This window comes from Arthrobacter sp. AZCC_0090, assembly GCF_014207375.1.
GTDB lineage: Bacteria > Actinomycetota > Actinomycetes > Actinomycetales > Micrococcaceae > Arthrobacter.
Genome location: NZ_JACHEE010000004.1, coordinates 15095 through 35947, shown reverse-complemented (window position 1 = coordinate 35947; position 20853 = coordinate 15095). Strand labels below are relative to the sequence as shown.

Annotated in this window: 18 protein-coding genes; 10 read left to right on the top strand and 8 right to left on the bottom strand. The window is 62.4% G+C overall.

Features of this window, described 5'->3' with window-relative positions; translation table 11 throughout:
* The first annotated feature begins 1133 nt into the window (after window positions 1-1133).
* The 4 genes from HNP00_RS07500 (at window position 1134) to HNP00_RS07485 (ending at window position 3803) form a co-directional block, all read left to right on the top strand.
* Entirely contained in the window at window positions 1134-1280 is a 147-nt protein-coding gene (locus HNP00_RS07500) for a hypothetical protein (protein ID WP_184737567.1), read from the top strand.
* 97 nt (window positions 1281-1377) lie between these two features.
* Window positions 1378-1713, top strand: a complete 336-nt coding sequence (locus HNP00_RS07495) for a DUF2182 domain-containing protein (RefSeq protein ID WP_311770538.1) — start codon at window positions 1378-1380, stop codon at window positions 1711-1713.
* A 113-nt stretch (window positions 1714-1826) separates the two neighbouring features.
* Entirely contained in the window at window positions 1827-2240 is a 414-nt protein-coding gene (locus tag HNP00_RS07490; RefSeq protein ID WP_184737565.1) for an ester cyclase, read from the top strand.
* Window positions 2241-2393: 153 nt separating this feature from the next.
* Window positions 2394-3803: an APC family permease gene (locus HNP00_RS07485; protein ID WP_221451310.1), complete on the top strand. Its 1410-nt coding sequence runs from the start codon at window positions 2394-2396 to the stop codon at window positions 3801-3803.
* 17 nt (window positions 3804-3820) lie between these two features.
* Here the strand turns inward: HNP00_RS07485 and HNP00_RS07480 are convergent, their stop codons facing one another.
* From HNP00_RS07480 to HNP00_RS07470, 3 genes are all read right to left on the bottom strand, one after another.
* Window positions 3821-5161 (bottom strand): DUF2254 domain-containing protein, encoded by a 1341-nt coding sequence (locus tag HNP00_RS07480; RefSeq protein ID WP_184737563.1) that lies wholly within the window; start codon window positions 5159-5161, stop codon window positions 3821-3823.
* An 86-nt stretch (window positions 5162-5247) separates the two neighbouring features.
* A complete protein-coding gene (locus HNP00_RS07475) occupies window positions 5248-5790 on the bottom strand; it encodes a GNAT family N-acetyltransferase (protein WP_260404836.1) in 543 nt (180 codons plus the stop codon).
* A 102-nt stretch (window positions 5791-5892) separates the two neighbouring features.
* The gene (locus HNP00_RS07470; RefSeq protein ID WP_184737561.1) at window positions 5893-6333 is read right to left on the bottom strand and encodes a VOC family protein; all 441 of its coding nucleotides are present in this window, start codon (window positions 6331-6333) and stop codon (window positions 5893-5895) included.
* Between the two features lie 293 nt (window positions 6334-6626).
* Here HNP00_RS07470 and HNP00_RS07465 point away from each other — a divergent pair, with 293 nt between their 5' ends.
* From HNP00_RS07465 to HNP00_RS07455, 3 genes are all read left to right on the top strand, one after another.
* Window positions 6627-7187, top strand: a complete 561-nt coding sequence (locus HNP00_RS07465; protein ID WP_184737559.1) for a YceI family protein — start codon at window positions 6627-6629, stop codon at window positions 7185-7187.
* A gap of 237 nt (window positions 7188-7424) precedes the next feature.
* On the top strand, window positions 7425-8360 hold the full coding sequence (locus HNP00_RS07460; RefSeq protein ID WP_184737557.1) for a 2-hydroxyacid dehydrogenase: 936 nt from the start codon (window positions 7425-7427) through the stop codon (window positions 8358-8360).
* Window positions 8361-9556: 1196 nt separating this feature from the next.
* Entirely contained in the window at window positions 9557-10300 is a 744-nt protein-coding gene (locus HNP00_RS07455) for a hypothetical protein (protein ID WP_184737555.1), read from the top strand.
* On the opposite strand, the gene HNP00_RS07450 is transcribed toward HNP00_RS07455, so the two are convergent.
* From HNP00_RS07450 to HNP00_RS07440, 3 genes are all read right to left on the bottom strand, one after another.
* Complete coding sequence (locus tag HNP00_RS07450) at window positions 10258-11448, bottom strand: DNA cytosine methyltransferase (protein ID WP_221451309.1); 1191 nt, start codon at window positions 11446-11448, stop codon at window positions 10258-10260. The two genes, HNP00_RS07455 and HNP00_RS07450, sit on opposite strands and share 43 nt — an antisense overlap.
* A gap of 437 nt (window positions 11449-11885) precedes the next feature.
* On the bottom strand, window positions 11886-12452 hold the full coding sequence (locus HNP00_RS07445) for an HNH endonuclease signature motif containing protein (protein ID WP_184737553.1): 567 nt from the start codon (window positions 12450-12452) through the stop codon (window positions 11886-11888).
* Between the two features lie 430 nt (window positions 12453-12882).
* Window positions 12883-13032 carry a hypothetical protein gene (locus HNP00_RS07440; RefSeq protein WP_184737550.1) on the bottom strand — a complete coding sequence of 50 codons (150 nt, stop codon included), beginning with the start codon at window positions 13030-13032 and terminating at the stop codon, window positions 12883-12885.
* 270 nt (window positions 13033-13302) lie between these two features.
* Here HNP00_RS07440 and mgtA point away from each other — a divergent pair, with 270 nt between their 5' ends.
* Window positions 13303-16011 (top strand): magnesium-translocating P-type ATPase, encoded by a 2709-nt coding sequence (gene mgtA, locus HNP00_RS07435; RefSeq protein ID WP_184737548.1) that lies wholly within the window; start codon window positions 13303-13305, stop codon window positions 16009-16011.
* A gap of 667 nt (window positions 16012-16678) precedes the next feature.
* Here the strand turns inward: mgtA and HNP00_RS07430 are convergent.
* A complete protein-coding gene (locus tag HNP00_RS07430) occupies window positions 16679-17959 on the bottom strand; it encodes an MFS transporter (RefSeq protein WP_184737546.1) in 1281 nt (426 codons plus the stop codon).
* Between the two features lie 255 nt (window positions 17960-18214).
* Between HNP00_RS07430 and HNP00_RS07425 the strand changes: the two genes are divergently transcribed.
* Window positions 18215-19150 carry a helix-turn-helix transcriptional regulator gene (locus tag HNP00_RS07425; RefSeq protein WP_184737544.1) on the top strand — a complete coding sequence of 312 codons (936 nt, stop codon included), beginning with the start codon at window positions 18215-18217 and terminating at the stop codon, window positions 19148-19150.
* Window positions 19147-20133, top strand: a complete 987-nt coding sequence (locus HNP00_RS07420) for an NAD(P)-dependent oxidoreductase (protein ID WP_184737542.1) — start codon at window positions 19147-19149, stop codon at window positions 20131-20133. Before HNP00_RS07425 ends, HNP00_RS07420 begins: the two co-directional genes overlap by 4 nt.
* 51 nt (window positions 20134-20184) lie before the next feature.
* On the opposite strand, the gene HNP00_RS07415 is transcribed toward HNP00_RS07420, so the two are convergent.
* The gene (locus tag HNP00_RS07415) at window positions 20185-20550 is read right to left on the bottom strand and encodes a TfoX/Sxy family protein (protein ID WP_184737540.1); all 366 of its coding nucleotides are present in this window, start codon (window positions 20548-20550) and stop codon (window positions 20185-20187) included.
* Between the last annotated feature and the right edge of the window lie 303 nt (window positions 20551-20853).

Genomic DNA, 20853 nt, shown 5'->3' with positions numbered 1-20853 from the left:
ATTAATGCACATTGAGTGTTGACAAGCGAAAGGATCAGCGTGAAGGCTGTTCGATACCGAATTTACTTGGCATCAAACAGATATTGGGGGAGAAATGAGATTTCGTCATGCATTAGCTTCGATTTTTGTCGCGGTCGGTCTAATGCTACTTCCAAGACGAGCCGCGCCAGCGTCGTCTCGATCGCTGACATCAAAGCCGACGCGTCGCTGAGCGCAGCTGACCGCGCTGAGCTTACTTTGGCAACCGCGTACGCAACCATCTATTCCAAGCACTTCTCTTGGTTTACGACGGGTGGTGGTTACACCGTCACGCACAACGGCACCTTCTACTACAACGGTTCAAAGGCTTGGGCAACCTCGTCCCATGCGGGGTACCAAGGTTCGCATCATTGTTTCGTAAATTACGCCGTAGTGGTCGCGATCAGTACCCAGGACTGCTATGAGGTCGGTAACGACTACGAGCGCGACTTCTACTTTCAATGGCAAGTTACCTGGCCTTGGGGGCCGCCTTACTTCGGACTTTCCTACACGGTTTCGCACTGGGGGAGCGTTTATGCGAACGGCACGACAAGCTGACAAGCTGTCGTATGCACTAGACAGGGGCTCGCATGTGGCGGGCCCCTGTTGCGCTGTCTGTCACCTCTGTTGATGCGAGGACATGCGGCGCGGTCGGTTTTATCACCTCGCGATGGCCGTCCGGTCTCGATAATCAAACGACTGGTGTCGCGATCACCGCTCGAACGAGCGTCATCCATTTATCACACTTCCTTTCCATTGAGTGGCGAAAGGGCGATTTTGAGTATTTAAAACCTCAAATTTGAGTGGTGCTGGAATGCAAATTGAGTGTTGACGCGGGTCGTGGCTGTGTACTTCAGGTAGGGTCGATCAATGTTGTATTCAAATGCGGCAAAGCGAAGCCTCTGTCTATTTGTATCGTCGACTGGGGGAAATCCTGCGTGTGGCCAAAAAACAATGCAATCCAGAGGTGCCGCCATCTGCCTCCTGTCCGGGACGGGAGCTAGGTCGAAGCGTGGGGTCAGCTTCAGTCCCGATGACCTCCTTGTTCGATGCCGCACGGGAGGACCGTCGGCCACGACCCCGGCAATGTCCAGGCTGCTGGATCTGGTCGAAGGATGCTTGAGGCCGTCTGTGCCGTCCGGCTCGCCGAGAGCGGGGAGGACTTCGCCTACGGAATCCGCACGGCCGGGATAAGCCTGCGCGGCTTGGCCAACGTTTGTGTCACCGGCGGCTCGGGCCGATCCAGGGGATTGCGCCTTTGACCTGCGGCTTTATTGAGGGGTCGGTCACCTTAAGTGCTTCATCGCGGCGCTTGCTCTTCCGGTTTGCAGATCATATTGACACCCATTTCGCGCCGGAATATCGTCGGCCTTACGAGGTTCGTGGTCTCGTTGTGAGTGTTTTCGGCGCTGCCTCTGGGGGAGCTCCGCTAGTCGAATGACCTACTTCGGTGCATTGCGTATGGGCGTGGAGCACGGCACGTGGTGCGTCGCGTGCTGCTGGGCACTGATGTTGGCGCTCTTCGCGCTCGGCGTGATGAGCGTCGGCTGGATGGCATTGGTCGGGGTGTTCATTGCTTTGGAGAAGATGCTCCCGTGGAAACGGCTCGCTAATCGCTCGGTCGCGGTGGCGCTGGGCCTGATCGCCGTGTCCGTCGCCTTTGCGCCGGGGATGGTGCCTGGAGTTGGGATGTAAATGCGGAGCGTTTCGGCGCGGCGGTGAGCGCGACGGCGGCTCCGGGATTCCGCCGAAGCGCCAGGTTCACGTGGGGGAAAAATGGGACGGTCTCAATCTTTAAGGAGTCGGAAATGGCTGGCAGTAAACTGATTGAGCGTTTTTACAAGGAGATCCTCGAGGGTGGAAATCTCGATCTCATTGATGAGTTGGCAACGGAGGACCTCGTCGATCACGAACGGGCTCTTCCTGGGCAACCGCCCGGCAAGGAGGGTGCACGGTTCTTCGTCAACGCCATCCGAGCTGCGTTCCCGGATATCAAGGTCAAGACGATCGAGCCGGCACTGACTGACGGAAACCTGGAAGCGTGCTACGTCGTTCTCACGGGCACCCACAGTGGGGAAATGGCAGGCATTCCGGCGACCGGCAATAGCGTCGAGTTCGGCAGCACCGACATCATCCGCGTCGAAGACGGCAAAGTCGCTGAGCATTGGGGATCCACGGACAATCTCAGCCTCATGCAGCAGATCGGCGCGATTCCCCAATAGCGTCTCCCGCCCGCGCTCCTAGCCTGCGGGCGGGAGGCACTTGGAGTGGCACCGGTTCACAGGTGCCACTCGACCTCCGCCGAGGATGGCGTCGGCGGTAGAGTTTGTCCCAGGTGAGCCGGGAAGTCTGGTCGGCAGGTCGATAAGTCTGTCATGGAACCGGAGATCCCCGTGAAGATCCTGCGCGGAACGTCCACTCGGAGAGGCCTGGGGAGGGGCTTGCGCTCGCGCGCCGCGCTGCTGTTGGCGTTTGCCTTCGCGGTCATGGCAGACCCGGTCTCCTCTGTCGCATACGCCATCGAAGCCGCCCTGCGCGCCCTGAACGGTGACTTGGCGTTGCTGGTCCCGACGATGGTCCTGGTGGTGGCGATCGTTGGCTTGGTCATCGTGAACTACCGGCAACTAGTCTCCCGCTATCCGCAAGGGGGCGGGGCTTCCGCCGCTGTGGGTGAGGCATTCGGAGATGGTTGGTCCTTCATCCCGATCGGTGCGCTGGTGGTAGATTTCGTGCTCACCATCGCGATTAGCGTTTCGGCGGGGTCCTCGGCGGTGATCGCCTATTTCCCTGCCCTTGCCCCGTGGCGGCTGCTGTTGGGGCTGGGCTTGGTGGTCCTTGTCGGTGCAGCGAGCTGGTTCGGACACCTGGGTCGCCTGGTCTTCGCGGCGATGACCGCGGCCTTCATCGTCGTTTCCGCCGTAGTCCTCCTCTACGGTCTCGGCGGAACACCTCAACAGCCCGTCACGACGACAATCCTCCCTAGGCATCCACCGGTCCTTGCCGTGGTCCTTGCCTTCCCGGTCGCCATGGCCATGGCCACCGGTGTGGAAGCGGCGACTTCGGCGGTTGGCCAGCTCGGGCAGCTCGACAATGACGGGAAGCGCCGCTTCGGGCAGCTCACCCTCTGGCTGACTCTCGCCATCGTCGGCACCATCACGCTGGGCCTCGCTCTTGAGGCCGCGCAACTCCAAATAGGCATACCTCCGGAAAACAGCACGCAGATCGCCGAACTCGCCCGCCTCACTGCCCCGGCACCCGTGTTCGCCGCCTTCCAGCTCGTCACTGCCCTACTGCTGCTCTCGGCGGCTTCCTCGGGCTTCCAGGCCGGACCGGGCCTACTCAAGGCTCTGGCACGCCACATCAACCGCGAAGGTGAGACTGTCGGCATCCTTCCTTCCGCCCTGGGCCGCACCAACACCCATCACACGCCCTATTGGGGCGTCGCCCTGTTCACGTTCCTGGCCGGAGCCATCACCGCCGTTGCCGGTGGCAACGACCAGGAGCTTGTCCTGTTCTACGCGGTCGCGATCTTCCTCAGCTTCCTCGCCGGTATGGTCTCCATGGCACTGTTTGCCCGCAAGCACCACCGACCGGGATTCCTCATCCTGAACACCGTCGGAGCCCTCGTCGTGGCCTTCACTCTCATTGCCAACCTCTCCCGCGGTTTCCCGATCGTCAGTCTCGTCGCTACCCTCGCCATCGCAGGCGTCCTCTACCGGGCTTGGACCAAAACAGGACGCCCGCGCGGCATCCGCAACGCAGAAGCGGAAGCAGAAACCGAATGACGCACCCACCGCCTCAACTAGACGGAGTCGCTCGTGCCGCCCCTTTTGTGCGAGGCGTTGAAGGCTTCAAGCACCGCCGCGCCCTCCGCGAGGAGGGGTTCGCGATCGGCTGGCTGGGCGACCAGCCTGGTCGCATCGCTCAGGAGGGTCTCGACGTACTGCCGTACGACGGCGCGGTGGGCCTCATCGCCGAACCACGCGAGATCGCCGCACACTCGCAAAAGGGCCCGGACCACGCGAGGTTCGTTCGCGCCGTACCGCCGCACCTGTCCGAGGGCCAGATCCACCAGATAGGCAAAATCGCGGGCCGGCACGTGCAGCCTCACGGTGCCTTGCGCGTCCGCCACGGCCTGCGGGCCGTGCTGCCGGAGCGAGAGTGCCGCGAGGATCGAGCCGAGATGGTCCACCGCTTGGTTCGCGGTGTAGGGATCGTTGATGGCGGGGGAGAGAGCTTTGGACGCGACGTCGGCGAGTTGCCTGATCCCGAAGGCGACGTCCTGCTCGAGTGTCCGTTCGTAGCCGATCCGCACGCTTTGTGCGAGTGCGCGCCGAAGTTCAGCGCCGCCGTCGGGCGCAAGGGGACGGCCGCCGTCGTCCGCGTTTTCCCACACCCAAGCGAGCGGGGACCCGGCGATGACGTGTCGGCCGACCATGGGCACCATGCGGGCACGGAGGCCGCGGCTCGCGAGCACCTCGACGAACGCCTCGACATGGAAGGCCTGGACATACCCTGATCGGGGTGCCAGCAACGCCGTGGCGCCGGGCGGCGGGTTTGGCATGCGAATACCGGGATCGCCCGGGACGAACGATCGCTCGATCACCTTGAGCGTCGCCCGCTCGACGCCCTTCATGACTTGGTCCACCTGGATCGAATGCGAGAGGTGGTGGACGAAGAAGACGAGCATGACCATGCTCACGAAGAGGAGCAGCAGGGCACCGCTGACGGCGAGGCGGGGGTAGTTCTCGGTGCGCTGACCGGCTGCGATTCCCACTGTGTAGAGCCCTGCCGTGCTGTATGCGAACGTGGCCACGAACGCGCTGAGCGTCACTTGGTTGGGGATGTCGCGGAGGAAGTTCCGCAGGAGCCGCGGGCTGAACTGCGTCGACGCGAGCTGCAGTGCCACCACAGTCAGGCCGAGTACGACGGCGATGACCGTCACCATGGTGCTCGCGATCCCGATGAGCAGGTTCCGCGCGTCGTCGGATGTCCCTTGGAAGAGGAGGACGGCGAAGGGCGACGCCGTGTCGAGCTGCACCGCGGAGAGGCTCGCCCCCGCGATGATCGCGAGGACGACAGCGCACGTCGGCATTGCCCACAGTGCACTCGCCAGATACTCCCGAACGGCATCACGCCTCACATGTGACACTCTCGGGCCGCGGGCGTTGTCAGTCAAGGGGACGGGCGCCGCGCATTCCGTGCTCGGTTCGGGATGAACTGGCTGCTTTAGTCGTGCAGGACTATTTGATAGAGGTTGTGGTCTTGCCATTTCCCCGCAATCTGCAGGTATCTCGGTGCCATGCCAATCTGCCGGAACCCGGACTTCAGCAGCACCCGCTGCGAGCCACCATTGTGCAGCAGAGTGCTCGCTTCGATGCGGTGCAGTCCGAGCTCGTCGCGTGCGATTTCGACGATCGCTTGGACCGCAGCAGTCGCCACCCCGCGGCCCGCATACTTGCTATCCACCCAGTAACCCAGCCCGGCGCTCTGAAAGGGGCCGCGCACGATCCCCGCCAGGTTGAATCGGCCAACGAGCATATCGCCAGCAAACAGGGCAAAGGGATATCCCTCCTTAGCTTCATGCGCAACGAGGCGGTTGGAAATGTCGGCGGCCTGCCATGCCTCGGTGTAGTACTCCTCGGGGCGTACTGGCTCCCACGGTGAAAGGTAAGCGCGGTTGCGCACATATGCGGTGGCAAGCGCTGCCGCATCACTCGGGCGCAGCACACGCATGCTGACGCTTTCACTAAGTTGGCGCGATTCAAACATCGGTCAACAATATTCCATGTCGCGGTTCTTTCGTTGGAAATTGATGGCGGGGCAGTGGGGTGGGCTCGAGGCGAAAAGTGGTCTCACTCGCCGACGGCGGTGTCAACCGATCCGCTCGGCCAGGGCCACGATGATTCCTTCCGGTCCGCGCACGTAGGCCATGCGCCAGACGTGCTCGTATTGGCCCACACCGCCGACCAGGCCGTAGCCGTCGGCGGCCAGCCGGTCGACGGCTGCTTGAAGGTCGTCCACCTCGAAGGCGACGTTGCGCAGCCCTAGTTCGGTGGACATCGCGGCGGGAGACCCGGGTTCGTGGGCGGGGCGGATGAAGCTTGACAGCTCCAAACCAGCGCCCCCGTCAGGGGGCCGCAGCATGACGATCTCGCTGCGGGAATCGGGGATGCCGATGACGGTGTCCACGAACTCGCCCTCCATGAACATCCGGCCCTCGACCTCCAGACCCAGCCCGACGAAGAACGCCGTTGCCCTGTCGAGGTCTGCGACGGTGATGCCGACGTGGTCGAAGCGTCGCACATGTGGCATGGTGCAGTCTCCAGTTCTCGTGGCGACGCCTGCGTTCGACGGCTGCGTCTGGGCGGCCGTGGAAGCCGCCCATCCCGAATGGCTTGGCGGTCCTCAGCCTACCCGCCTGCGCTGCCGCGAAGGGTGACTCCGTGCATACACCGTTTGAACGCACCATCACCACGGCGTCCGCGAACCTCCGACAACTGAGAGTTCCCCGAGGCCAGCGCTGGAATCCTTGACTTCATCGAGTGGCTCTACAAGGGTGGAGAGGACCGATCCAAGCGAAATTCTTGCGAATCAGGAGATCCACCATGACTCTTCCCTCAGGTCTGACTTCCGGCGTCTGGTTGCTGGACATGTCCCACAGCGAAATTGGTTTCAGCGTGCGGCACGCTGGCATCAGCAAGGTCCGCGGCCGTTTCACGGAAGCGAGCGCCGAGGCCCGCATACGCGAGTCCCTGGCCGACGCCTCCCTCCACGCAACGGTCCAGACCGCGAGCTTCGACTCCGGTGATGCCAACCGCGACGCCCACGTCCGTGGCGCCGACTTCTTCGACGTCGAGAAGTTCCCGGAGATGACCTTCCGGGCCACCAGTGTGGAGGGCGACGGCGAGGACTACACTCTCACGGGCGATCTCACCATCCGCGGGATCACCAAGCCAGTGGAGCTGGAAGTGGAGTTCACCGGCGTCGCTGTTGATCCTTTCGGCGCCACACGCGCCGGGTTCTCCGCCGAAACCGACATCAGCCGCAAGGACTTCGGACTGACGTGGAACGCAGCCCTGGAGACAGGCGGTTTCCTGGTGAGCGACAAGGTGAAGATCAACCTTGAGGCTGCCCTGGTCAAGCAGGGCGAGCCCGCCGCCGAATAGTTAGTCCAGCGGAGTCCGCTACCCCAGGAAGCGTCGATTTAGGTGTCGACGCAGGACACGTTTGGGGTAGCGGGCTTTGGTGCGCCGGCCTGATCACGAACCGTTTGCGCAAGGCACTCAGTAGATTTGTGCTGGAACTACAACATGCCGTCTGACTAATTGGCCCGGCTAAGGAAGCAGGAAAAGGAAAATGAGCGATGCCGCGCTACGTGCCGCGAACATCAGAGTGGTGGCACGATGACCGCCCGGCTGCGGGTCTGCCTGCCTGATCAGAAGCTCCTCGAAGCCATGGAGCCGTCCGCCGACGTCGAGTTCGTGGTGTGGGACCTGACGGGGCCCGAGCCTGCGGACCGTTTTGACCTGCTGGTGCCGCCCTACATGGGCCGGCCGGACGCGCTCGCGGCGCTGGACGGCGTGACGGTCCGGTTGGTGCAGAGCCAGTCGATCGGGTACGACGGCGTCGCTGACGTCTTGCCGTCGGGTTGCGTTTTCGCCAACGCGGCAGGAGTCCATGAGACGTCGACGGCGGAACTCGCCTTGGGAATGATGATCGCCAGCCAGCGCGGTATTCCGGACTTTGTGCGAAACCAAGCGACCGGTGCGTGGGGTGCTGGCCAGCGTCCCAGCCTGGCGGACCGCCGCGTGCTCCTGGTTGGCTACGGGGGAGTGGGGAAAGCCATCGAAGCCAGGCTGTTGCCGTTCGAAACGCTGGTGATGCGGATGGCCAGCCGCGAACGGGACGATGAACATGGCCGGATCTACGGCATCGACTCACTGTACGAACAATTGCCGCTGAACGAGATCGTGGTGGTCAGCGTACCTCTGTCCGAGCAAACCCGCGGGCTGGTGGATGCTCGGTTCCTCGCCGCCATGCCGGACGGAGCGTTGTTGGTGAACGTGGCGCGGGGTCCCGTGGCCGACACGGAAGCCTTGCTGCGGGAGACTTCTTCGGGACGTCTACGTGCTGCCTTGGACGTGACCGACCCGGAGCCGCTGCCGGCCGACCATCCTTTGTGGACGGTCCCTGGTGTGCTGATCACACCCCACGTGGGCGGGGCGAGCTCGGCGATGTTCCCTCGGATGGTCCGGCTGATCAAGAAGCAGATTTCGTTGCTGCTCGCCGGCGAGGCGCTGGTGAACGTGGTGCTGGGCAAGGAATCAGTGGCTGGTTAGCCGCCAGCCGGATTTAGGTGTCGATTCAAGTTGCCTTTGTGAATGCTGAAGCGCCTGATTGGCCGCGTCAAGCGCTCCTTTCGGCTTCCTGGGAGGCTATTCTAGTGGCGCTGGTTTGTTTTGCTACAAAGACGATGGTTATCGCCGTGACCAATGCCGCGAGGGCAGTAGCGATCGTTCCGAGTGCGGTCTAATCCCAGTCTCCGGCTTCGAGCTGGGCAAATGGGACAGTAGTAAGGGCGTCAGTCTGCAGCACGTATTGATTCTTGCAGGCGGTAGGCCTGCTATCGAAGCGGGCTCGCCGTCACTCGGGGATGATCTCAAAACCATGAAGCAATCGTTGCCACATGAAAATTGTGGATGACCGCATGGGGCTCTTAGCCGCGCGTCATAGAAGTCGCGAGCCTGCTGCTATTGCACGTGACGCGCGGACGAACGGGAAGCCCGCTGGACAACCGCGGTCCGCCCATACTTTCCGCCCCTTCGGTAGCTCTTGCGCCGGGAATGACTTCAGCACCGCCAAGTTCAGTTCAGGGTCAGCACGTACAAATCCCGATAAGTTCTGCATCTGGGCGTTGACGATGGACGTGAGACCGTGGTGCCTGAGAGCCGGGACGCCTACCGGAGTAACGGCTAGCGTGGACCTTGCCTTGTTCGGCCAGGACGTGCTTCGTTCATCGAACGCCGTAGCTGCTTCCACCCTCTGCATTCTTCCCGACACCCCGAGGAGGTGCCTTAGCGGAGCAGATACGTCGGGGTCATCGATGGCTACGGGATGATCTTGCGGGTGCTCTGGACTTTTCGGGTAATTGCCGCTCACGTTCTTCCGGACTCAACGCTTCGTAGGGCTGATATCGGAAGGACCACGACAAAATCGAGGCATCGTCAAAGCCGATGAAGGCTGTCCTGATGCGGGAGTGCCCGTACCTTCATTTCCCATTGGTCAAGCCATACATCTAACCTCATTTGGGCGGAGTGAAGTCGCGCGGGATACGTCGAAACCGTGTTTATCCCTCGGCGACGTGACTAAGAAAGGCAGAGTGCGTTCGCGCTCGAGAAGAGCTAGCGTGCGTCGGGCTTGGAGACGGTAAGGACTATTAGCCCAGAGCTGTCGAGACCGGTGGATATGTCGTCGCGTTCACCGGCTATGTCTGGCCCGAATTTGACGACTCCCACTTTAATGCAATTATCAGCGTGTGGCAGTCCAAGATGATCAACGAGAAACCGAAGCGATTCAGCGCTTTAACCTGACGCAGGCCGACGACCGAAAGCGGGCCGACATTGATGCATATCTCGACATCGATGGGCTTCTGCTCCCGTTTGAGCTCAAGTCGTCGACTAGCGGCAACGTTTCGACGGTGCGAGACTTCGGCCCGGATCACATTCGGAAATGGAGGGATGGGCTCCACTGGATATTCGCCTTCTACAACAAGGACGGATCGAAGCTCCTTCACTGCTACTACGCATCGCCCAGGGACATGGAGGAGTGGATCGAGGGGAAAGAAGCATACATCAAATCAGATGCGTACCTGGCCGACACCGTTCCAGCTTTCGTAACTCCCGAGATGGTTATCGAGATTCTGGGCGAAAAAGAGGTCTATTCACTGCTCGATGCCTTCCGGATCATGAAGAGACAGTGGAGCTCTCAGCAGTACCAAGACCATGCCGACGTCGTTGTTGACCCCGCCTTTCCGAAAGTGACCGCGTCCGGTCGCCCGAAGAAGAATCATGGCGGATACTCTCTGGCCCGGATGACGGAAATCCTCCAGCAGCGATGCGAATATGTGATTCGCCGGGGTGCGACTCTCAATAATCCTCATATCGAAGCAAGCTACTTCGAAAGGTTTGAGAAGATTACCAGCGACCATGCGGCCACGTTGCGCCGACTGGTCAGGGATTACCTCGCCAAAACAGATGAGATCGAAGAAGCCACCGCGTAGCCCAAGGCGGGTGGGACGGCGTTGCCAATCTGTCCGAGCTGCATGTACGTCGCTCCGGAAAACCTCCAATCCTCCGGGAATCCTTGAACGATGCCCACCTCAGGCACAGCTAGTCTGTAGTCATCGTGCTTCGCCACGAATGCTTGCGCCGCTTCTCTTGTTGCAGCTACTCCGTTCCCCCAGATCTGGAGGGCGCGGAAACGCTTCTGTGCCGAAACACTGTTGATGATCGATGTCGTGTGCCTTGGCCCAGACAATCCGCTTCTGATGGTCGGCGACAGTTCATCATGTCCAATGTCGGGAAGGCCTAGGGCCTCCCTGATTCCCATAGTTGGCTGCAAGCCCTCTTCTGGCTTTCCGCCCGGGCGGAAGTGCGATGCAGCGGGCGGCGCCCAGGCCGCTGCGTCCCTTTTCGTCCTGAAGCCAACGAAAAATACCCGCTTGCGCAACTGGGGGACGCCAAACTCGTGGGCGAAGAGCGTGACCTTTTGAATCGAGTATTCAGAGGCTAACGGGCTCAAGATCACTTGGTCGACGTACTCGGCGAATCGCGCCGATGACAGAGCTGCCACGTTTTCCCCGACGAATGCGCGTGGTTTCACAGACATTACTGCGCGAACGAACTCGGGCCACATGTCCCGAGGGTCAAGGGCGCCGCGCTGCTTGCCTGCCATTGAAAACGGCTGGCAAGGCGGCCCACCATGAAGGACGTCAACCTGACGCCGGTAGGGCGTCCAGTCGACGCCTCGAACGTCCCCGGCTTCTCCCTTATAAACGCTCCACTCTGGACGGTTCGCTTGTAGCGTGTCACCGGCAAAATCAAGCCACTCGTATGAGGCTGAATGATGGAAACCCGCCCTTTCGAATCCTAGGTCAAGCCCGCCTCCACCACTGAAGAGAGACAACGAAACTAACCCGGATCGATTTTTCTTGGGCATCAAGCTGTTCGGATCTAGTCGGGGAGTGTAAAGGGGATGGAGCGACTTCGGCCCCGTTCCGCTCATCGCGGCGTTCTTCGCTTCTCTTGAATCCCGGGCCATGCGACGGAACTCTTCCCTCCGAGCTGCGGTCAACATCTGCGGTTCATGCAGGGGATGCGTGCTGGGAATCCTGCTGGGTACGTAGATGTCGATCGCTTCAAGAGTCATTGCTTTATCGTAGACGGCGGGCAAGCTTTTGTCAGCTGGGACAACCGTGACCGCCATGACAGCGAGGGTGCCAGACTTCGTCTCTTGCGAGGGTTGGCACAGGTTGATAGCGGCATGGTGAAAGAATACGCGGGACCACAGACAGGAATCCGCCAACACGGGCTCTCGTCCGCTTGCCAATGGTCCCGGCAGCTTTGCAAACGCATTCCTCGACGGCCCCGTATCCGTGCCTTCGAGCTTTATCTCGGTCTCTTGGATGCCCCGTCGCCTCTTTGTCGGAGCCGCACTTTGACCATCGGCAGCGTCGGAGGCGTTTCTTGAAATTCTGGTCCCGTCTCGGACTTCATCCAATCAGTGTCAGGGGGTGACCCGCTCTCGCACTTCCTGGATCTGTTGCTTTGGAGATCGGACATTTTGGGGCTAAAAGGTAGAATCCGCTAGGTCAACTCCCTGCGTTCGCCGACCGCAACGAGTTCGTGGGCGTCGACGTACACCAACCTCCGCCGTTCCAATCTCTTCTGCTGGCCCGGGGACGGGATCCGGGCCCCTTTTGCGCGGTTGCACCTGCTGCACGCTGCAACGAAGTTTTGTAGCGAGGTTGCTCCGCCCTTTGACCACGGGTAGAAATGATCGCCGTGTTCCACAGGGCGCGAACAGCGCCGGTGAAAGCCAGCCTCCATTTCGCACTGCCAGTCGGCGCGTGCCATGCCTTCCCGGCGTTGCTGGCGGGTGAAGCGACGGAGCGGGTCGCGACGTCGCACGTCACTGCCGCGAATGACGGCGGCAGCGACAACGAGGACGATGATGAGCAGGCCCGGCGCGGTATCCGCAGCAAGGACGGCGTCGAACAGCGGACGCAGGACGTCGATAAGTGAGGTGGGTCGCTGGCTAATCGCAGAATGGGTGGCGGCAAGGATGGCGGCGGCCAAGAGCCATATGACTGAGGCGAGCATGGCGAGGTGGAGCGACTTGCGGGTCCAATAGATGCGCTTCAGTTCCAACATCGTGCCCCCAAGGAACGCGGCTCAGTTGGTGCCGCATGCGACGTGCCGGTCAGACAGATCGTAACCCCAAAACGCCCTGCTACACAGCAGATTCGCACGGCAATTTTCTGTGGGGAATCGTAACGGACGGGCTGGGTTGGTGCTGCGACATGCCCTGCCTAGTCCCTTCTCGGCGGGAACCAAGGAACGCCCGGCTTGAGCGTAAGGACGAAGAACAAGAAGATGATGCTGAACATCACCAGGCTCGCGACTGTCGGCTTGGGTGTCCAACTAGACGTGACCCAAAAAACGAGCCATTGCGCTGCCCATAGCCCTCCCGCCGAGGCCACAAGAACGTACAGCCGTCCCCGCACGGTCCTTGGGGTTAGCAACTTGGATTTGACCGACAATGGTCCGGCTCCAATCTTTACCTGGATGCTGCGACGGAGACTCACTTTGATTGCTTCTTGTAGACAAACCACGTCGCAAGGCTTGCCCCCGCCGCGGCCAGGGATAAGACCGCCATGGCCAGGTTGTTGAAGAACGCAATGACCGCAGCGATCAGGAACACGACCGCCGCGGAGAGAGTGAGAAATTTCATCAAGAGCAAGATAAGGCGCCCTCGCCCCCGTTAGGTGTGGACCCGGTCCGATTTAGGTGTCATTTCCATCGAAATTGAGTGCTGGACGAAAGAAACTCCGTGGTCCTAGGCGCGCTTGTCAGTGAACGCGCGTCCGCCGTCGCCCCCACTTCCAACCGCTCACTCAACCCAACCCACAACACTCTCCCGCCCCACCCCAACCACCCACCCCCAAGCCGTACCCTTATCCCAAGGGCGACTCCCTCAGGCTTGCATTCGAACGGATACGGCATGTCAGATCTCAACGTCCAGGAGCGGCACTCCACACAGCTGCCGATCACCGAAGCCGCATGCCTCCAACCGGACCAAGTGCTCGAACACCTCGGCTCCAGCCCGGCGGGCCTGACAAACCAAGAAGCCGCGGAACGCCTGGAAGAACTCGGCCCGAACGCCGTGCGGACCCACCGGGCCAACGGGTGGGCGGTGTTGGGCCGGCAGTTCGCCAGCCCCATCCTGATCCTGCTGATCATCACGGCCGGGCTGTCCCTCTTCCTGGGCGATGCCACGAATTCGATCGTGATCGGCGTGATCCTCCTGGTCAGCGTGGGCTTGGGCTTCACCAACGAATTCCGCGCCGAACGCGCCTCCGAAGCCCTGCACTCCCGGGTGACCCACCGCGCCGTCGTGCTCCGCGACGGAACCACGCAGGACGTGGACGTGACCGCCCTGGTGCCGGGCGACGTCGTGCACCTGAGTCTGGGCGCCATCATCCCCGCCGACATCCGACTCCTCAGCACCAAGAACCTCCTCTGCGACGAAAGCATCTTGACGGGGGAGTCCCTCCCGGCCGGCAAGGATCCGGCCGCGGTGGCGACCGGCTCGTCCCTGGGCGACCTCGCATCCTGCGTGTTCATGGGAACCGTCATCCAGTCCGGCGGCTGCACCGGCGTGGTGGTCGCTACCGGCGGCCGCGCCGAATTCGGCCGGATCGCGCTGGGCCTGGGAGAACGGCAGCCCCAAACCGAATTCCAGCTCGGGCTGAAGCGGTTCTCGTTCCTTCTTCTGCAGGTGGCCATCGGGCTCACCACGCTGATCTTCATCGCCAACCTGCTGCTGCACCGCCCGCTCATCGAGTCGCTGCTGTTCTCCCTGGCAATCGCCGTCGGCATCACGCCGCAGCTGCTGCCCGCCGTCGTGAGCACCAGCCTCGCCACCGGCACGCGTCAGCTCGCCCGGCGGAAAGTCCTCGTGAAACGACTGGTCTGCATCGAGGACCTGGGCGACATGGACATCCTGGTCACCGACAAGACCGGCACCCTTACGGAGGGGCGGATCAGCTTCACCGGCGCGCTGCCCGCCTCACCGGAAGTGTCCGACGTCGAACTCCTCACCTTGGGTCTGCTGGCCACCGAAACCGACTACTCCGAGGCCAAACAATCCGCCGCCGGGCAAAACCCGCTGGATGCCGCACTCTGGGAAAGCGCGGGTGCGAACGCTTTCGATCCCGCCCGTTTCGAGCGCCTCGACCTGATCGACTTCGACCACCAGCGACGTCGCACCAGTGTCCTGGTGCGGGAGGCCGGCGGCCCGGCGCGCCTGGTCACCAAAGGTGCCCCCGAGGATGTCCTCGCCCTCTGCGGGCCGACGTCGCCCGCCGTGCAGGCCATGTTGGATGAACAGTTCGACGCCGGATCGCGCGTCGTCGCGGTGGCCACCCGCCCAGCCGCCGGGCTGAGCCGCATCACTCCCGATGACGAAAAGGACCTGGTCCTGGCCGGCTTCCTCGTCTTCCTCGACCGGCCCAAGGCAAACGCGAAAGAGTCCCTCGAACGGCTGGCCACGCTAGGCATCTCCGTGAAAATCGCCACCGGGGACAACGCCAAAGTCGCCGAAAAAGTATGCTCCGAGCTCGGCGTACTCTCCGGCGGAACCCTCACCGGCGCGGACGTGGACGCCCTCTCCGATACCGAACTGGCCGCCACCGCCCGGGAAGCCACCATCTTTGCCCGCGTCTCGCCCGAGCAGAAAGCGCGCATCATCACCTTGCTCCGCCAAAGCGGCGGGGCGGTGGGTTTCATGGGCGACGGCGTCAACGACGCCTTGGCTCTTCACAAAGCGGACATCGGGATCTCAGTGGACAGCGCAACCGACGTCGCCAAGGATGCTGCCGATGTGGTGCTTTTGGAAAAGGACCTGGGCGTCCTGGCCGAAGGCGTGATGGAGGGCCGGAGAATCTTCGCGAACACCATCAAATACGTGCTGATGGGAACGTCCAGCAACTTCGGCAACATGTTCAGCGCGGCCACGGCGTCGGTGGTCCTGAGCTTCCTGCCCATGCTGCCGGGGCAGATCCTGCTCAACAACCTGCTCTACGACAGCGGCCAGCTGGCCATCCCCGGTGACCGCGTGGACAAGGAACAGCTGCTGGCACCGTCGCACTGGAACATCGCATTCATCAGGCGGTTCATGTTCCTCTTCGGGCCGATCAGCTCGATCTTCGATTTTGCGACCTTCGCCTTGATGCTGTTCGTCTTCAACGCCGTCCCGGGGGAGTTCCGCGCAGGCTGGTTCATCGAATCCATCGCCACGCAGACCCTCATCATTTTCGCCATCAGGACCCGACGTGTTCCCTTCTTCCGCAGCCGTCCCTCGGCCGGCCTGTTGAGTGCATCCCTGGGCGTCGTCGCCGCGGGGATCTTCCTGCCGTTGTCACCGCTGGCGGGCGTGCTCGGCTTCGACCCGTTGCCGGTCCCGTTCTTTCTGGCCGTACTGGGAATGATCGTTGTCTACATGGTCATGGTGGAATTCGCCAAGCAGTGGTTCTTCGCCCGGGCCGCACAGCAGCTGCCGGAGATTCCCACACCTGTCCGTCGTCGGCCGGATACGCACCACATCTCCCGCCGCGCCTCCCGCTTCAGCGCGCCTGTTGTCGCGGTTGTCCCGGGGCGTCCGGTGCGTCCAAGGCTTCCAGCCCGCAGGCGACGGAAGGTAGCGGCGTAGCGTTCGGATGAACTAAGGCGCTTCCTGGCTGTGCGAACTTCACCGAAGGCTTTGGGCTCGGGATTCGCGCTTTACCGTATTACGCCGCCGGATCAGCCAGTAAGCGATCCAGGTGACTGCGCCTACAAGGGGCAAAGCCAGAATCGCCATTGCTATTACTGCTACTCATGCGTTTCTCACTAGACCCTACAATTCGTTACCGCCGGAATCATGACCGGGCAGTTCTGTTTGATCAAGTTCGCGTCGAGCGTCCCTGATTGCATTCTTTACGGCACGATAAATGACACCATATAGGACGTACAGGAATATCGCAGCAAAGATCATCGGCACGAATAGCGTCAGAGTAAGATCCAAGTTAGAGAGCTCCATAGATTGGTTGAGAGACTTTCGCCGGACATCGCCCTGGTTGTTGTATCCAATGTTCAAGAAACCCCAACCAACAGACACGTTAGCGATACTTCCACCACGATTTGCCTCGTAAGAGAAAGCAATTCCCGCTTGCGCTGGGCCGCCAACTGTGCAGTCGGCTGCATTCAGTGTAGACGTCACGTACACGTTGTCGGTTAGGTTTGCGCTCCCGCCCCCTGCGCTGGCCGAACCCGGCCTCGACTGATGCCAGACGTTCTGGGAAGTCGTCCGTGAAAGGTGAGTTCGGTGGCCCGGATGATTACCGCGACGAGCCAACAGCTTCCGGCGTTTCCTCGGATGGCTCGCTGCCAGCGTTCCCGCCGGACAGCGATGCCGAAGGTCGCTGCTTCGCCGCCAGCACCCCGAGCGAAACGATGGTCAAAGACGCAATCGCCGCTCCAACTGCCGGTGGCCCGGTCTCGCCTGCCGCGGAGCTGAGGGCGAGGCCTGCCGCCCACGAGCCAGCGGCAATGCCGAAGTTGAACGAGGCGGTGGTCAGCGCGGACGCAAGCGTCGGGGCCTTCCCCGCGAACTTGACCGCCAGTGCGAATGCCACGGGATTCACCACAAAGCCTGCAAAGCCCGCGAGCGTGATCAAAACAACCACAAGCACGGCCTGCGCGGAAAACACACACAATGCGAGCAGGAAAACCGTGGCCGCAACGGCGGCTGTGATCGTGGTGGCGTACGGCCGGTGGTCTCCGAGCCTGCCTCCCGTGTAGTTGCCGAGGAGCGCGCCGACGCCGAAGCAGCACAGCACCCACGGCAGCATCGCAGCCGGGACGCCGGCGCGGTCCGTCAACAGCGGCGCGATGTAGCTGTAGGTCGCCAAGACGCCTCCCATGATCAAGGCGCAGGAGGCCAGGGCCAACCACAATCGACCCGACCGGAGCGCCGCGAACTCCGAGCTCAGGGACGGCGTCGCCCCGGTAGGCCCTTCGTGCGGGACGAAGCGGATGATAAATACCGCGGCGGCGGCCGCGAGGATGGCCAACGCCCAGAAAGGAGCCCGCCAGCCTGCGATCTGCCCCGCGAACGCCCCGAGCGGGACGCCAACCACCGTCGCCAGGCTACCTCCACCCATGACGACGCCGAGCGCGCGCGATCCGGCCGCGGGGCCTGCCGCGCGGGTCGCCACCACGACGGCGACGGACCAGAAAGCGCCCGTGGCACAGGCCGTGACAAAACGTGCCGCGAAAATGACCTCGAAGCTCGGGCTCACGGCGACCAGGACGTGGCCGACCGCGAACAGAAGTAGCGAGAGCATCAAGGTCAGCCGACGTTGGAGGCGCAGGGTCAGAATGATCATCGCCGGGGAACCGATGATCATCCCCACGGCGAAGATGGTGATGAGGAGGCCCGCATGAGGAACACTGACCCCGAGGTCGCTCGCCAGCTCTGGCAGCAGACCGGCAATGAAGAACTCGGTTGTCTGCATCAGAAACGTCCCGGCAGTGAGAACGAACACCACCGGAGGCAGTCCACCGCGTGAATGCCCGGCCCTTTTCAACCCGGCCGTTTTCAGATCCGTTGATGACATGCTTTGAGGCACCACTTTCTTGGGGAACACAGAAGGCAACGCCCGAGGCGTGCTGAGGAATTGGGAGGGCCGCGTCTCTGCGGTACCGCGGAACGGCTGAGCGCCGCTGAGGCGATCCGAGCATCGGGCCCAAATTCACGGTATCCGAATCGAGGCGCACACTGAGAGGCCCCCTGAGGACCCCCCACCCAGGCCCAAAAGGGGGCCCCGGCAGGGCCTCCCACTGTTGCCGGTCCAACCCCTACCGTGGAAGGTATGAGTTCGAAAGATGAAGTGCGGGCTTTTCTGATGTCCCGCCGCGCAAACATCACCCCAGACCAGACCGATCTGCAGAATTTCGGTGGTCAGCGCCGCGTACCCGGCCTCCGGCGCTCGGAGGTGGCCATGCTCGCAGGGGTTAGCCTCGACTACTACACCCGCCTTGAGCGCGGAAACCTCCGCGGGGCATCAGAACACGTACTCAACGCCCTCGCCAATGCCCTGCAACTCAACGATCTCGAACGGGAATACCTCTTCGGACTCGCCCGCACCGCCACGACCGCCGCCCCTGCCCGGGCAGGGCAGAAGAAGCCGGTAGTGCGCGAATCGGTGCAACGAGTTTTGGACAGCATGAGTGTTCCGGCCGTGGTGTGGAACCGTCAACATGACCTCGTCGCCTCGAACCTCATGGGGCGGGCGCTGTACTCACCGCAGTTCGAATCCGACAGTCCAAACCTCGCGAGGTTTATCTTCCTAGACCCCCGGGCGAAGGACTATTACGTGGACTGGCCGCTGGCCAAGCAGATGACAGCGGCAATGCTACGCATGGAAGCGGGACGCGATCCGCTGAACGCCGAGCTGACCGCATTGATCGGGGAGCTCTCCACCCGCAGCCCGGAGTTCCGTTCGAACTGGGCTGAGCGCGACGTGCACGAGCACCGCACCGGTCGGAAGCTGTTCAACCACCCGGTGGTGGGGGTCGTGGACGTCACCTACGACGTCTTTGAGATGCCGGGGGAGAAGGGGCTCTGGATCGGGATCTACAGCGTCGAGGAGGGCAGCGAATCCGCGGAGAAGTTGGCGCTCCTCGCCAGCTGGGCCGCCACTAACGACCAGCTTGCCGCGCGAAGGCCCTCGCCGCCGTCGTCCGGTCACCCCGCCCAGAACCAAACGCTTACCGCCAAATCATCACGAAGCACTGGAGAGCAATGAAGGTCATCGTCATCGGCGGCAGCGGTCACATCGGATCCTTCCTCGTCCCCCGGCTGGTGCGCGCCGGTCATGAAGTCATCAACATCAGCCGTGGCACCCACCAAAGCTATGGCGACGCGCCTGAGTGGCAGCAGGTGCGCCAGGTCGTCGCCGACCGGCAACAGGAAGACCGGGACGGCACCTTCGGTGACAGGGTCGCGGCGCTGCAGGCCGACGTCGTCGTCGATCTGGTCTGTTTCACGTTCGAATCGGCGAGCTCGCTAGTCAACCGGCTCCGCGGGGAGGCCGGGCACCTGCTGCACTGCGGCTCGGTGTGGCGGTACGGCCAGAGCCTCAAGCTGCCGATCGCCGAGGGTTCCGGATCGGCGGCAGCCCCGTTCGGCGAGTACGGCATTCAGAAGGACCGGATCGCACGGATGCTGAAAGAGGAGACCGACGACGGCGGTCTGGTCACCACGTCCGTGCACCCTGGCCATATCGTCGGGCCCGGTTGGCACCCGATCAGTCCGCTCGGGAACCTCGACCCCGCCGTTTGGTACACACTCTCTGCCGGCCAGCCGCTGCAAGTCCCCGGAAGCGGCGCTGAACTGATGCACCACGTGCACGCGGACGACGTCGCCCAGGCGTTCGAGAAAGCCATCCAGAACCGCGACGCGGCAGCCGGCGAGGACTTCAACATCGTCGCCCCCACTGCCCTCAACGTCCGCGGATACGCCGACATCGCCGCCGCTTGGTTCGGCCAGTCCGCCACCTTGGAGACGGTCACGTGGGAACACTTCCGGGAATCGACCACACCGGAGTATGCCGAGTCGAGCTGGGACCACCTCAACCGCAGCCATTGCTTCACGATCGAAAAGGCCAAGTCCCTGTTGGGCTACGCTCCCCGGTACGAGCCCGAACAAGCTGTCCGGGAATCCATCACCTGGCTGATCGAACGCGGGCAGCTCCGCATCGCCAATCCGCTGAGCGTGCTGGCGAACTGATCGTTCACTGGGGCAGCGCCGGATGTACCTGACGGCCGCCGAACGTGGCGATCACTTCTTCGACGAGCGCGGTTTCGCGGCTTTCGGAGGAAGAGTTGCGACGTATTCGAAGGCCTTCTCGACCCATTCCGCCGTTTGCTCTTCGTTGTCGCTCCAGGCCTCGGGCAGGCCGACGTAGCCGCCCATGGCACGACCTTCCGGGCCGAACGGAAGCGTTTGGTGCTCGGCCTCCAGCGCCGCTTTGTCGGCGTCGGAAAGCCTGACGCCGATCATCGGGCCGAACAGCCCGGCGAACATGTTCCCGTTCACGAAGGCGCCCAGGTTGCCGAACATCGGCTTGACGGCCACTTCGGGGTTGTCTGGCACCACCGCGCGGAAGCGGTCTTTGTCGGCGTCGGACGGTTTGGGGATCTGCATGTGCCTGCTCCGGGGTAGGGGATCGAAAGCCTAGACTGCCTGAAGCATACGACGGCGGGATGTGGGCTGCCAGCGTCAGGGCGTTGTGCCCTGAGCGTTTCGGGGGAAGTCCTCGACGCCCGTCGGGCTAGTCCCGACCGCTTCTTTGTCCGCCGACGTGACACCAACGCCACGAAAAAAGCACAACCATCCCCACGGAGTCCTCGGGGCCACCAACTGGGATTTGATCGACAATTGTCTAATCCCGGTCTTGTCCACATCGCAGCACGGGCCGCCCGTCACCACGCCGGGGAAGAGCCCAAC